The sequence below is a fragment of the Sphingopyxis sp. genome (assembly GCF_016704835.1).
Taxonomy (GTDB): Bacteria; Pseudomonadota; Alphaproteobacteria; order Sphingomonadales; family Sphingomonadaceae; genus Sphingopyxis.
On sequence record NZ_JADIZJ010000001.1, the window covers coordinates 794,315 to 806,585 of the forward strand.

Consider the following 12,271-nt stretch of genomic DNA (forward strand, 5'->3'; position numbering starts at 1 on the left):
TCATGATTGACGCACCTCTACCCAGTGAAGCAGGGCATGAAGCCCTTGCCACGATCCCCATCGATCTGTGGATCAACACTTTCCTGTTCGGCGCGCTCCCTTACATCGCGCTGGCCGTGATGATTATTGGCAGCATTTTCCGCTATGAAAGGGAGCCTTACACCTGGCGCAGCGGATCAAGCCAGTTGCTCCGGCGCAAGCAGTTGATGTGGGGCTCCGTCCTGTTCCACATCGGCATCTTGTTCCTGTTTATGGGCCATTTTGTCGGTCTGCTTACTCCGCACAGCGTCTACAGTCTGGTGATTACGGCGGAAGCGAAGCAGATGGTTGCCATTGTGGCAGGATCGATTGCGGGTTTGATTTGCTTTGTCGGGCTGGTGCTACTGATGCATCGCCGGTTCTTCGATCCGCGCATTCGCCGCCAGTCGCCATTTGCGGATAACGCCATATTGGGGATCCTGTTTGTGCAGCTATTATTGGGGCTGGCAACCGTGCCCTTCTCGCTCGCGCATAGCGATGCCGAAGTGATGCTGCGCCTGTCGGCCTGGGCGCAGGGAATATTCACTTTTGAACCGGGAGTTGGCCGCTATGTGGCAGGCCTTGATTGGCCCTATCAGGCACACCTCGTGCTCGGCATGCTGATCTTTTTGCTGCTGCCCTTTACCCGACTGGTTCACATCTTCTCGGCTCCGGTCCGCTATCTGTGGCGCGGCGGCTATCAGATCGTCCGTTCACGCAAGGATTTGAGCCATGGATGATGTGATGGAACGCGCGCCGGTCATCGTCGGCGGGGTAGAAATTGCCGAATCCGCGATTGCGGCAGAAGTGCAGAACCATCCCGCTCCCGATGCCGAGGCGGCATGGAACGCGGCGGCAGAAGCTTTGGCTATTCGGCAATTACTGTTGGCTGAGGCAGATCGTCTGGAGATAGATCCCGGAGAGCGCTGTGATGCGGAAGGTCGTCGTCTTGCGGATGACGACGCCCGGATTGATGCCCTGCTGAGCCAGGAAGTCGCTGTCCCGGTTGCAAACGAAGGGGAAGCAAGGCGGTTCTACGATCAGCATCGCGAGCGCTTTGCCAGCGAACCGCTGGTCGAGGCGGAGCATATTCTGTTTTCTGCCAGCCCGGACGATGAATTCAATTACAGTCTGGCCGTCGGTGATGCCCGCATGGCGATCCGCGAGTTGGAGAAGGACCCCGCCTGCTTTGCCGAGTTGGCCAAGGCGAAATCAGCTTGCCCGTCCAAGGAACAGGGCGGCAATCTGGGTCAGATCGGGAAGGGGCAAACCGTGGCCGAATTCGAACGGGCGCTGTTCGCCCTGTCCGAGGGCGAATTGTGCCGTAATCCGGTGAAATCGCCATTCGGCGTTCATGTCATCCGTGCAGGGCGCAGGGTGGAAGGGCGGCAATTGCCGTTCGAAATGGTCGAGGCGTCGATCCGCGAATATCTGGAAGAAGCCAGCTACCGCAAGGCAATGGCGCAATATCTCTCGATCCTCGGTAGCCAGACCAGCATCGAAGGTGTGGAGCTGCCGATTGCGGACGGGCCGCTCGTTCAGTGAGCGACAATCGCCGCCCCGATGTCTTGCCGCTCGTCGCTCCCTTGCAGGACGGGATCGGGCGACGGTTCGAATATCTGCGCCTGTCGCTGACCGATGTGTGCAACTTCCGCTGCACCTACTGCCTTCCCGATGGCTACAAGAAGCCCTGCAACAAGCCGGCTGAACTGTCTGTCGAGGAGATCCGCAGGGCAGCAAGCGGCTTTGCCGAGCTTGGCCTGTGGAAAGTGCGTCTGACCGGGGGCGAGCCGACCTTGCGTCGTGATTTTGAGGAAGTGGCACGCGCTGTGTCAGAGGTGCCCGGCATTCGCCGTGTCGCGATGACCACCAATGGCTATCGGCTGGCTGAGAGGGCGCAAGTGTGGCGGGACTGCGGGATAAGTGCGCTCAATATAAGCGTGGATTCGCTTGATCCCGCAAAGTTTGCGCAGATCACCGGACACGACCGGCTGGAAGAGGTGTTGCGCGGGGTCGAGGCCGCTCAAGCAGCGGGTTTTGAAAGTATAAAACTCAACGCTGTTCTTATGCGCGGCGTAAATGATGACGAGCTGGCTGCAATGGTCGATTTTGTCGCTACACGCGATCTCTCCCTGCGCTTCATCGAAGTCATGCGCACCAATGACAATGCTGCGTTTTTCGGTGCGCGGCATGTTGCCGGACAGACGGTGATTAACCGGCTGGAAGCGGACGGATGGCAACGTGTTCCACGTCAGCCCGGAGCAGGGCCGGCGGTCGAGCTGGGTCATCCAGAGGCCAAGGGACGCATCGGGATTATCGCGCCGTATTCGAAGGACTTCTGCGCCAGTTGCAACCGCCTGCGTCTCTCATCCGACGGAAAGCTGCATCTGTGCCTGTTTGGCGATGGAGGCATGGATATTCGGCCGCTGCTACAAAGCGAGGACAGCGCTGCGTTGACGGACCGCATTCGCGCGCTTGTCGGTACAAAGGCACCTGCGCATCGCCTGCATGAAGGCAACAGCGGCGCCACTCCGCATTTGGCATCCATTGGAGGTTGAGACATGGCTGTTGAGACCACTCGTGTCGAATTATGCGGTCGTCTGGCCGATGCCTGCGGCCCGTTCGTTGACCTGACGCTCCCTGTCGAGGGTTTGCCAGTCCCGGAACTGATATCCATTCTGCGCGAGCGTTTTCCGGCGCTTCAAGATGGGCTGTCAAAGGGACGGATCAGGGCTTGCATCAACGAAACCATTGTTCCGAATGAAGCAATCATTCGGCCGGGTGATACTGTCGCTCTCTTCCCCCCGGTCTCTGGCGGATGAGCTGCCAAGTGGAATTGACCGAAGCCGGGTTTGATCCGGCTGCACGGCTTGCGACCTTCTCAGCCTCGCTAGGGGATGAGGGCGCCGTCGTCAGTTTCACCGGCCGTGCCCGTGGCAAGGCCAAAGATGGCAATGCGGTCGGCGCGCTCGTTCTGGAGACCTATCGCGGGGTCACTTTGGCATCCATGCAAGCGATTGCAGGCGATGCACACGAACGGTTCGCGATCACGCACAGCCATGTGGTTCACCGAGCAGGACGGATATTACCGGGTGAAGCCATCGTCTTTGTCGCGACCGCCTCACCGCACCGGCGGGCGGCATTCGAAGCGGCGGATTATCTGATGGACCGGCTCAAGACAGAAGCCGTGTTCTGGAAGCGCGAAGAGCATGGAGATGGGGCTTCCTGGATCGAGCCAACTGCTCAGGATCAAAAGGACACAGTCCGCTGGCTGCAAAGTGAAGGTGAGGAAAATGCCCGGAATTGACGAAAGCCTGAAATTCTATCCGCTCGGCATCGCGGTTCTTACCATTTCCGACACGCGCACTTTGGAAACGGACACATCTGGCGCGCTGCTCGCAGAACGGCTGCAATCCGCAGGCCACAATCTGGTGGATCGGGATATCGTGAAGGACGAGATTGATGACATCCGCGAGCAGTTGAATGCGTGGCTCGCTAACCCGTCAATCGAGATCATTCTAACCACTGGAGGCACGGGATTTTCACCGCGCGACAACACGCCAGAGGCGGTCAAACCCTTGCTTAAGCGGGAGATGGACGGGTTCTCGGTCGCGTTCCATCAGAAGAGCCTGCAAAGCGTGGGTGTCGCCACGATGCAATCGCGCGCATTCGCCGGACAGGCGGGCGATGCCTTCATCTTCTGCGTACCCGGCTCAACAGGCGCTTGCCGCGATGCATGGGACGGCTTGCTTGAGCTGGAATTCGACAGCCGTCACAAACCATGCTCGATTGCAGGTGCCTTGCCGCGCTTGCGGGACGTGTGCGCTTGATTTCTTTTGATCAAGCATTGGCCTTGGTCGAAGCCTCGGTAGCGTCGCTACCAGGGGAAGACGTGCCGCTGGCTGAGGCCGCTGGGCGAGTGCTTGCTGCACCCGTCTTCGCTCGGCGAGAGGCTCCGTTTTCTGATGTCGCTGCTATGGATGGCTATGCGGTGCATGATGGCTCGACCAAAGCAGGCATGCCAATCTTGGTTTTGGGCGAAAGCCGAGCAGGCGCTGGCTTCTCGGGAGCAGTCCAGCCGGGTCAAGCGATACGCATATTTACGGGCGCTCCCATGCCCAATGGCGCGGACCGCGTCATTATGCAGGAATACGCCACACGAGAGCAGGATACGGTGATCTTCGCCGAAGGCTATGGGCCGGGCTGGCACGTACGCGCCGCTGGTAGTGATTTTTCGGCTGGCGATCTCTTGCTGGATGTCGGAACACGGCTTGGCCCGCGCACAATTGTCACTGCCGCAGCGGCTGATCAGGCGATGCTTAAAGTCTCCGCGCAGCCCAAAGTGGCCATTATTGGCACCGGCGATGAACTCGCACCTCCGGGCGAGGCGCATTTGCGCGCCGACGCAATACCTGAGAGTGTAACCTACGGTATCGCCGCATTGGCACAGCAGGCCGGTGCGCGCGTGGTCGCAAGGATGATCGGGGAGGACAGCCTGCCAGCACTCGAACGACTGGCCGGAGAAATGCTGGACCAGGCCGATGTGGTGATCGTGACCGGCGGCGCATCCGTTGGCGAGCGCGACTTTGCCAAGCCGATGTTCGTATCTCACGGGCTGGAGTTGCTGTTTTCCAAAGTCGCCATGAAGCCAGGCAAACCTGTCTGGTTAGGCGAGGCAAAGGGGAAATGGGTTCTGGGCCTGCCGGGCAATCCGACCTCGGCCATGGTGACTGCGCGCCAATTCCTGCGCGCGCTTTTGGCGGGGCTCCAAGGTCAGAGCATCGCTCAGGTTTTGCAGTGGCGGACGTTGCCGCTCGCTTGCCAACTGCCAGCAACCGGCGGCCGCGAAACATTCGTCAGGGCAAGATGGGACGCCGATGGGTTGCGCCCGCTGGGCAATCAGGACAGCGGGGTGCAGTTGGCGTTGGCGCAGGCTGACTGGTTGATCCGAAGCTTGCCCAATTCGCCCGCTCTTGACGCAGGTGGAATGGTCACCGCGCTGGAGTTTTGAAATTGGCACTGCGCAATCCGCCGTATGCGAAAGTGACCTGAACGATGGACTGGATCGAGTTTTCTCTGGCGCTGATCGTGTTCTTCCCGTCGCACGGCACACTGATACGCCCGCCGATCAAGCCATGGTTGGTCAAACTGATTGGGACGGGAGGGTTCACCTTTGGCTATTCGGTGCTCTCAATTGGGGTTTTGGCATGGTTGATCTCGGCTGCGGGACGTGCGCCATTCGTATCGCTATGGTATTGGCAGCCTTGGCATAATCACGTTGTTTTGACGATCATGCTGGTCGTGTGTCTGATCTTTGCGCTGGCCATCGGGCGCCCCAATCCCTTTTCCTTCGGTGGATCGAAAAATGCCGCATTCGATCCGGACCGACCTGGAATTGTCGGTGTGATGCGGCATCCCTTGCTTGCCGCGCTCGCATTGTGGGCGCTGGCTCATGTCTTTGCGAACGGCGACCTTGCCCACCTGATCATGTTTGGCACCTTTGCCGTTTTTGCGATGACTGGCGGTAGTATTATCGACCGACGCAAGAAACGGACGATGGATGCCGATTGGGACGAACTTCGGCGGCGAGTGAAACAGAGCGGGTATTCCAAAGCTTTGGTATCGTTGTTGCACGAGCCATTTAGGCTACTCGCTGGAGTAGCCGGATATGCCGCCCTGATTTTCGCCCACCCATACTTGTTCGGGGTTAGTCCGATCGCGGGCTAAGCTGGCGCTCCGCCTTAGCGAGGGCAGCGGGGTCATTGATATTGGCGAAGGGATCGGGGTCGCATTCATCACCCCAATCGACGCGGGTGACACCAACCGCATCGGCAAAGCGCCAGAGCGATTGACCTCCGCCGTCAATGTAATTCGCCAAGGTTGCGCAATCCACGCGCCAAAGTGCGGCCATTGGATGATCGCGGCCATGACTAACCGGCATGGCGCAACCGTTTGTGGCAATCTCTCGAGCCAGCCGGTTCGCGAGGTCCCCAGGGAGGAAGGGCTGGTCGCAACCGATAAGCATGACGGAGTCGCGGGCTTTCTGCTCGGCATATCGGAATGCGTTGTCCAGCGCGCTGATGGGGCCGATGCCTTCGATCCGGTCGATCAACAGCGGGATCGGAAGCTCGGCAATCTGATCCTTGTCCCGCACCGCGATGGCAACATCATCGGAATGATCCATCGCCCATGTAAGAGCGTGATCAAGAAGTGTTCGATCCGCCAGAAGCTGCCTCGGCTTGTTGCCTCCCATCCGGGTTGCTTGGCCCCCGGCGGCGATCACGATGGTTGGTCTGGTCTTTGTCACGGATAAAGCAGGTAGCGCCGCCAATCGCTGCTGTCTGCCTTTTCGAAAACGATCCGGTCGTGAAGCCGGTATTCTGCGTTGGTCCAGAACTCCATCCGGTCCGGGACAATCCGAAATCCGGACCAGAATGGCGGGCGATTGACCTTACCCACGGCGAATGAGGCGGTATACCGGGCCACCCGGGCCAGCAGCTTTGCCCGGCTCTCAAGTCTGGTGGACTGTTTCGATGCCCATGCACCAACCCTGCTGGCGAGGGGGCGTGAGGCGAAATAGGCGTCGGCTTCGTTATCACCGACCCGTGCGGCCACCCCTTCGACACGGATCTGTTTGCCAAGCGGTTCCCAGTAAAAACACAGCGCCGCGTTTGGATTGCCGGCAAGCTCCGTCGCTTTTCGACTGCCCAGATTGGTATAGATTACGAAGCCTTGTGCGTCATAATCCTTGAGCAGAACCATGCGGCTCGATGGCCTGCCTTCGCCCGTTGAGGTCGCGAGATTGACCGCGCTTGCATCCGCAATCCCAGAGTGCGCGCGTGCTTCGGAATACCAAGCGGCAAACAGTTCAAAGGGGTCGCTGCCCGAGCCGGTCATTGAGCCGGTTTGCTCCTCCACTCTGCCATGCGTTCGCCGAATTTGCCGAATTCCATGCGTGCGATGGTGCGCAGATGGACTTCATCGGGGCCATCGGCAATCCGCAGGGCCCGCATTCCGGCATAGACTTCGGCGAGGCCAAAATCATCGGACAATCCGCCCGCACCATGCGCTTGCATCGCGTGATCGAGCACCCTTAGCGCAGTGCGCGGAGCCGCCACCTTGATCATGGCGATTTCCTGCCGTGCGGTCTTGTTGCCAGCCTTGTCCATCATGTCCGCTGCCTTCAGGCACAAAAGGCGGGTCATCTCGATGTCCATTCGGGCCTCGCCCAACCGCTGTTCCCAGACCGACTGATCTGCCAGTCGCTTGCCGAAGGCGACCCGCGACATCAGTCGCTCAGCCATCTTCTCGATCGCGCGTTCCGCCGCGCCGACGGCGCGCATGCAATGGTGAATCCGGCCCGGACCCAGCCTGCCTTGGGCGATCTCGAAGCCGCGCCCCTCGCCAAGGATCAGGTTCGACACCGGCACCCGCACATCGCGCAGCACAATCTCGGCATGGCCGTGCGGCGCCCCATCATAGCCGAACACCGGCAGCATTCTGACAATCTCGACGCCCGGCGCATCGAGCGGAACCAGAATCTGCGACTGCTGCTGATGCGCGGCGGCTTCAGTATCGGTCTTGCCCATCAGGATCGTGATCTTGCAACGCGGATCGCCTGCGCCCGAAGACCACCATTTGCGGCCATTGATGACATATTCATCGCCGTCGCGGCGGATCGAGGTCTGGATATTGGTCGCGTCGGATGATGCAACATCGGGTTCGGTCATCAGGAAGGCAGAGCGGATTTCGCCATCCATCAGCGGCCTGAGCCATTGGGCCTTTTGCTCACCGGTCCCATAGCGGTGCAGCACCTCCATATTGCCCGTATCGGGAGCGGAACAATTGAACGCTTCGGACGCGAAACTGACCCGGCCCATCTCCTCAGCGCATAGAGCGTATTCTAGGTTTGTGAGTCCAGCACCACGATAATCATCCGTGTCGTGCTCGGACGGTGGCAGGAACAGGTTCCACAAGCCTTCGGAATAGGCTCGCGCTTTCAGCTCTTCGATGATCGCAGGGACTTGCCACCGGTCGCTGCCGGTCTTCTTCATATGCGCGCCATACGCATCTTCGGCTGGATAGACGTGGTCCTGCATAAAAGCGCGCACGCGGTCACGCCATTCCAGCTGTCTTTCAGAAAGGGTGAAATCCATCTCTTTACGCTGCGACCGGATGGCCGCCTTCCATCGCATGAAGGATGCGCGGATCTTCCGATATGGGGATGCCCGCCTCCTCGTATCGGGCGCGAACTCTTTGCGTGAGCAAGCCCACCCTGGCCAAGGCTGGCAGCATCAGATGTTCCAGGGAGTGGATCTGACCCGGTGGCAGTTGCCGTGTAATGCCAAGCTGTTCGGCCTCGCGCAGCCCGGCGAAAAAGTCGTCCGCGTCGATTTCGCAGTTTTCCAGGACCAGCATAAAGCCGGGATCAACCCGGCTGGCGATGGTTCCGGCGGTCCCGGCAAAGGCAAGGATGCGAACCGCCTCAAAAGCAAAGTCGGCGAGGTCCTCCACTTCGTCTTCGGGTAGCCCTGCAATAACTGGAGCAAGATAGGCATGGCCAAAGGAGACATGGCGGGATTCATCGCGCATGACGTTGAAGGTCAATTGCTTGAGCAATTCGCACTGCGTTGAGCGATACATGTTGTTGAACGCGCCGAGCGCCAGCCCTTCGACGATCATGTTCATTCCGATCATGATCTTCTCGTAGCGATCGGCCTTTAGAGTGGCATCGATCAGCTGCTTGAGCCAGCCAGACATCGGGTAAACCATCGCCACTTTGTCGCAATACTTGGCGAACACCTCGACATGGCGGGCCTCGTCCATGGTCTGCGTTGCGGCATAAAGCTTGGCAGTGGCATTGGGCACCGAATGAGTGATGCAAGCCGCCGTCATCAACGCGCCCTGCTCACCATGCAAAAACTGCGACAGCATCTGGGCGGTCGAGTGGGCGGTAAAGCGTTCCTGCTGCGACTTCGACAGCTTCTTGAAGAACGGCATCCGGTGATAGATATCCTGCTCGTCATTCATCATCGGGCGCGAAGGATCGATGGTCAGATCCCACGGCAACCGTTCATCGCTGTTCCACTGGTCCTGCTTGGCGCGGCGATACAGATCCTCGATCTTGTCGCCCGACATCAGGTAATCGAACGTCCAGGCGATTTCGAGTGGGCTGCGATAGATGTCATCGGGGGTCTGGTCCCCGAGCCAGCTCGGCATACTGTGGCTCATGTTATCCTGTACGGTTACCATCACACTTTCCCATCTGTATCGTCCTCGGTAAGGAGCAATCGTTCAATACTGGCGGGCAGGAAGCCTCACCCGGATCCCGTCCATTTGTTCGGTTATCGGTATTTGACATGCCAGCCTGCTGCGCTCGGTCACATCGTACGCGAAATCGAGCGTCGCACGTTCAAGCTCGTGCATCTCAGGCAGCAATACCGCGTCCTTCTCATCGACATAACAATGGCAGGTCCCGCAGGCGCAAAAGCCACCGCAGTCTCCTTCAATGCCAGGGACGCTGTTCATCGCGGCGGCCTCCATCAGGCTGATGCCGAGACTGGCAGTAACTTTGTGGACTGCGCCATTGTGCGCAACATAAGAAATCTGAACCATGGATCGAGTCGCTCCGCTCGTTACTGACACTGGTGTAAGCAAAGGCGCGCGGGGCGACATTGATTTGGGTCAAAGACCCGGCGGTGCAGCGCGAAGTATGTGGGAGGCGACAAACGTTTCATGAGAGGTGCCATGCCGAAACTCGGCTCTTGTAATGTATTTCTGCGTGCTACCTTCGGGATTGACCCCGGAGCAGAAATCGGCCGACAACTCGGCGAACTAGCAACGCAGGTGCAAGTGATGCGAGGACAAGAAGTCCAAACCGATCCCGCCGATACTACCCTTGTTTTTCTCGCGAGTGGAGCGACCAAGTTGGGCGCACAGGCATCACGCGAACGCCATCAAATTGTTGCCTTCCATTTCGGCGGCGACATTTTCACTGTTCCGGCGGTGAGCATGCATCGATACATGTTGATCGGACTGTGCGAAAGTACGCTCACAACCTTTCCTGCACGCCAATTTTATGACCGGGCTGCGAGCAATCCATGGATCATGCGCGCACTGCTTGAGCGCTCACAGACGGCCCTGTTCCGGTGCCGCGACAAGGCGGTCAATCTGGGCCAAAAGTCCGCAGGCGAGCGGGTTGCAGGCTTTCTTCTGGCGATGTGGGAGCGGCTCGACGCGTCTGAGGGTCCCAGTCCCATGATCGATCTACCCATGTCGAGAGGAGATATAGGCGAAAGCCTCGGGCTGAAGATCGAAACCGTCAGTCGACAGTTCACCAAGTTGCGAGAGGCTGGGATAATTGACACGCATGGTCGATCAGGGGTGTCGTTGCTTGACCTGCCAAGGCTCGCCGAACAGGCCGGGTATTATGATCGAAATACCGTTCCCCCCCGCCCAGAATGGGTTGAGCGAAAACCTGAGCTCGTTCCTTGAATTTGTGGGTAGGTATTTGCGACAAGTCTGGCGCCTAGCAGCGCACATCAACAACATGCATTCGGCTGACTGACCTCGATCACTACGCGGCAATGTCGAGAATTGCCAAATCGGTTCCATCGAGCAGATTGGCGATCTTGTCCGACACCCGGTCGACTGCGAGCCGCAGCGCTTCGTCCAGGTGAACGTAGTTCTGGGTCGATCCGCGCGCCCCGTGCCCTAGCAGCGCTTTGATGGTCAGTTCCGAGAAGCTCATGTCTCCGGCCACGCTGCCGAAGGTGTGGCGCAGCACATGCGGTGTGACACTCTCGATTCCGGCAATCGTGCAGAGTGCGCGGAGTACTTCGGGAACGCCCGAGAACGGCCGGTCGACGAAGTCAGAGGCAAAGAAGAGCGGCAGCGCCCGTTTCTCTGGGGCGGACACGAGAACAGCGATTGCGGCCTTGCCAATCGGGCGGATCTGGCCGTCCGTCTTTGTATCGGGGAAATGCACATAACCCTTTTCTGAATGCAGCCAACTTCGCTGCATTCCGATGACTTCGGAGATCCTGTAGCCTGTAAGCAGGAGCACCCTGATTGCTGCAAGCCCGGTCGGGTTTTCGCCATTGCGTTCGGCAATCGTGAATGCCTTGCCGAGCGCTCGGATTTCTGCGGCGGTCAATCGCCGGGTACGCGGCTTGCCGGCAATTTTGCGGACTCCGGCAGCGGGATTGTTCTCGGCGATATCGTATCGCATCGCATGGGCCAGCAGCGCGTGAAGAGTAGAAACGGCTCGGCCCGCGACCCCTGGGCCACCGGTTGTCCGCCCACCGCGCCCTCCATTTTCCTTTGGTTTGGCGGTTCGTCCCTCCACGATATCCATCTGCATCTTTTCGATGTCCGACATGCGGAGCGAGCGGACCTGTCGATTGCCGATCAGCGGCTTGATGTGGGTTTCGATGCGGCTGCGATCCATAGCGAGTGTCGATACCTTGATCGGCCGATGCTTGCGGCCAAGCAGTTTCCCGGACTCGGCGTTTTCCAGATACCAGTCACACACTTCGCGGATGGTGATTGCGGCGCGCGACTTTGCGCGTTCTTCTGCCGGATCGTCGCCCCCGGCCACCGCGCCAAGTTTCATGATCGCCTGCTTGCGCGCATGTTCGACGGTGAGGACACCATAGCGTCCAAGAACGATTCGCCTGCTGCGCCCTTCGTCATTGCGATACTGGAGAACGAAGACCTTCAAGCCCGATGGCATCGCCCGGACACCGAAGCCTCGAAGTTCGTCATCCCAGAGAAATGCCTGTCCCTTGGCGGGGATTGCCATGCTGTCGACGCTCCGCTTTGTGAGCTTGCCCATACCGTTCGTCCTTTCGGACAATTTGCTTACACAAGCAGTTCCGGTTGGCAATGTAAGCACATTGTAAGCAAGCGAATAGAAAAACTGGCGTAGCGACGGACGGGTCTGGCGTAGGCTTCGTCCTAAAAAACTGCCATATTACAGTATGATATAGGACTTTAGCGTTATCTGGCGTAGTAACGGCGAAGCGGCTCAGACATTTTGCCAAGGTTGGGGTCGAGGGTTCGAATCCCTTCGCCCGCTCCAGTCTTCCGATGGTCTATACCGGAAGCAAAGAATTTTCGTTACCGAGAAGGCTGCGTTTCGGGAGACAGGCGGGCGCTCGAAGCCCCTTGGCTCCGTAATTCGTCGCATCAAAACCGGGCTTCCGGTGGCTCGTGGCGTGCTTTCGGCATGGCGATTCTTCTCCATCGCCTG

15 protein-coding genes are annotated in these 12,271 nt (G+C 58.9%); 9 read left to right on the forward strand and 6 right to left on the reverse strand.

The genetic code is table 11. The features are described 5' to 3' along the window. Window positions 1-2: 2 nt before the first annotated feature. From narI to IPF76_RS03960, 8 genes are read left to right on the forward strand one after another with little or no spacing between them, the layout of a single operon-like run. Complete coding sequence (narI, locus tag IPF76_RS03925; RefSeq protein WP_293839944.1) at window positions 3-758, forward strand: respiratory nitrate reductase subunit gamma; 756 nt, start codon at window positions 3-5, stop codon at window positions 756-758. Continuing rightward, window positions 751-1,563 (forward strand): peptidylprolyl isomerase, encoded by an 813-nt coding sequence (locus tag IPF76_RS03930; RefSeq protein ID WP_293839946.1) that lies wholly within the window; start codon window positions 751-753, stop codon window positions 1,561-1,563. Before narI ends, IPF76_RS03930 begins: the two co-directional genes overlap by 8 nt. After that, a complete protein-coding gene (gene moaA / locus IPF76_RS03935; protein ID WP_293839949.1) occupies window positions 1,560-2,576 on the forward strand; it encodes a GTP 3',8-cyclase MoaA in 1,017 nt (338 codons plus the stop codon). The genes IPF76_RS03930 and moaA overlap by 4 nt, the downstream gene beginning before the upstream one ends. 3 nt (window positions 2,577-2,579) lie before the next feature. After that, a complete protein-coding gene (locus IPF76_RS03940; protein WP_293839952.1) occupies window positions 2,580-2,840 on the forward strand; it encodes a MoaD/ThiS family protein in 261 nt (86 codons plus the stop codon). Window positions 2,841-2,854: 14 nt separating this feature from the next. Further along, complete coding sequence (locus IPF76_RS03945; protein WP_293839954.1) at window positions 2,855-3,325, forward strand: molybdenum cofactor biosynthesis protein MoaE; 471 nt, start codon at window positions 2,855-2,857, stop codon at window positions 3,323-3,325. Continuing rightward, complete coding sequence (gene moaB / locus IPF76_RS03950) at window positions 3,312-3,848, forward strand: molybdenum cofactor biosynthesis protein B (RefSeq protein WP_293839956.1); 537 nt, start codon at window positions 3,312-3,314, stop codon at window positions 3,846-3,848. Before IPF76_RS03945 ends, moaB begins: the two co-directional genes overlap by 14 nt. Further along, on the forward strand, window positions 3,800-5,029 hold the full coding sequence (locus IPF76_RS03955; protein ID WP_293839958.1) for a molybdopterin molybdotransferase MoeA: 1,230 nt from the start codon (window positions 3,800-3,802) through the stop codon (window positions 5,027-5,029). The genes moaB and IPF76_RS03955 overlap by 49 nt, the downstream gene beginning before the upstream one ends. Window positions 5,030-5,073: 44 nt before the next feature. Then, a complete protein-coding gene (locus IPF76_RS03960; RefSeq protein ID WP_293839961.1) occupies window positions 5,074-5,745 on the forward strand; it encodes an NnrU family protein in 672 nt (223 codons plus the stop codon). Here IPF76_RS03960 and IPF76_RS03965 read toward each other — a convergent pair. The 5 genes from IPF76_RS03965 to IPF76_RS03985 all read right to left on the reverse strand — a co-directional run bounded on the left by IPF76_RS03965 (window position 5,726) and on the right by IPF76_RS03985 (window position 9,633). Beyond that, window positions 5,726-6,325, reverse strand: coding sequence for a molybdenum cofactor guanylyltransferase (locus IPF76_RS03965; RefSeq protein ID WP_366499293.1), 600 nt, complete (start codon window positions 6,323-6,325; stop codon window positions 5,726-5,728). The genes IPF76_RS03960 and IPF76_RS03965 overlap by 20 nt on opposite strands. Next, complete coding sequence (gene pdxH, locus IPF76_RS03970; protein WP_293839963.1) at window positions 6,322-6,915, reverse strand: pyridoxamine 5'-phosphate oxidase; 594 nt, start codon at window positions 6,913-6,915, stop codon at window positions 6,322-6,324. The genes IPF76_RS03965 and pdxH overlap by 4 nt, the downstream gene beginning before the upstream one ends. After that, entirely contained in the window at window positions 6,912-8,174 is a 1,263-nt protein-coding gene (locus IPF76_RS03975; protein WP_293839966.1) for an acyl-CoA dehydrogenase family protein, read from the reverse strand. The genes pdxH and IPF76_RS03975 overlap by 4 nt, the downstream gene beginning before the upstream one ends. 4 nt (window positions 8,175-8,178) lie before the next feature. Further along, the gene (locus IPF76_RS03980; protein ID WP_293839969.1) at window positions 8,179-9,237 is read right to left on the reverse strand and encodes a ferritin-like domain-containing protein; all 1,059 of its coding nucleotides are present in this window, start codon (window positions 9,235-9,237) and stop codon (window positions 8,179-8,181) included. Between the two features lie 75 nt (window positions 9,238-9,312). Next, a complete protein-coding gene (locus IPF76_RS03985; protein ID WP_293839972.1) occupies window positions 9,313-9,633 on the reverse strand; it encodes a 2Fe-2S iron-sulfur cluster-binding protein in 321 nt (106 codons plus the stop codon). Window positions 9,634-9,765: 132 nt separating this feature from the next. On the opposite strand from IPF76_RS03985, the gene IPF76_RS03990 reads away from it, so the two are divergent. Further along, entirely contained in the window at window positions 9,766-10,512 is a 747-nt protein-coding gene (locus IPF76_RS03990; RefSeq protein WP_293839975.1) for a helix-turn-helix domain-containing protein, read from the forward strand. Between the two features lie 82 nt (window positions 10,513-10,594). Here the strand turns inward: IPF76_RS03990 and IPF76_RS03995 are convergent, their stop codons facing one another. Continuing rightward, entirely contained in the window at window positions 10,595-11,854 is a 1,260-nt protein-coding gene (locus IPF76_RS03995) for a site-specific integrase (RefSeq protein ID WP_293839977.1), read from the reverse strand. Window positions 11,855-12,271: the final 417 nt, after the last annotated feature.

What these genes read in the sequence shown, in the direction of transcription:
- IPF76_RS03940 (WP_293839952.1), top strand. Translation starts at nt 2,580, where the DNA reads ATGGCTGTTGAGACCACTCGTGTCGAATTATGCGGTCGTCTGGCCGAT.
- IPF76_RS03930 (WP_293839946.1), top strand. Translation starts at nt 751, where the DNA reads ATGGATGATGTGATGGAACGCGCGCCGGTCATCGTCGGCGGGGTAGAA.
- IPF76_RS03980 (WP_293839969.1), bottom strand. Translation starts at nt 9,237, where the DNA reads ATGCCGAGCTGGCTCGGGGACCAGACCCCCGATGACATCTATCGCAGC.
- narI (WP_293839944.1), top strand. Translation starts at nt 3, where the DNA reads ATGATTGACGCACCTCTACCCAGTGAAGCAGGGCATGAAGCCCTTGCC.
- IPF76_RS03995 (WP_293839977.1), bottom strand. Translation starts at nt 11,854, where the DNA reads ATGGGCAAGCTCACAAAGCGGAGCGTCGACAGCATGGCAATCCCCGCC.
- IPF76_RS03975 (WP_293839966.1), bottom strand. Translation starts at nt 8,174, where the DNA reads ATGGATTTCACCCTTTCTGAAAGACAGCTGGAATGGCGTGACCGCGTG.
- IPF76_RS03990 (WP_293839975.1), top strand. Translation starts at nt 9,766, where the DNA reads ATGCCGAAACTCGGCTCTTGTAATGTATTTCTGCGTGCTACCTTCGGG.
- IPF76_RS03985 (WP_293839972.1), bottom strand. Translation starts at nt 9,633, where the DNA reads ATGGTTCAGATTTCTTATGTTGCGCACAATGGCGCAGTCCACAAAGTT.
- IPF76_RS03955 (WP_293839958.1), top strand. Translation starts at nt 3,800, where the DNA reads ATGCTCGATTGCAGGTGCCTTGCCGCGCTTGCGGGACGTGTGCGCTTG.
- pdxH (WP_293839963.1), bottom strand. Translation starts at nt 6,915, where the DNA reads ATGACCGGCTCGGGCAGCGACCCCTTTGAACTGTTTGCCGCTTGGTAT.
- IPF76_RS03960 (WP_293839961.1), top strand. Translation starts at nt 5,074, where the DNA reads ATGGACTGGATCGAGTTTTCTCTGGCGCTGATCGTGTTCTTCCCGTCG.
- moaB (WP_293839956.1), top strand. Translation starts at nt 3,312, where the DNA reads ATGCCCGGAATTGACGAAAGCCTGAAATTCTATCCGCTCGGCATCGCG.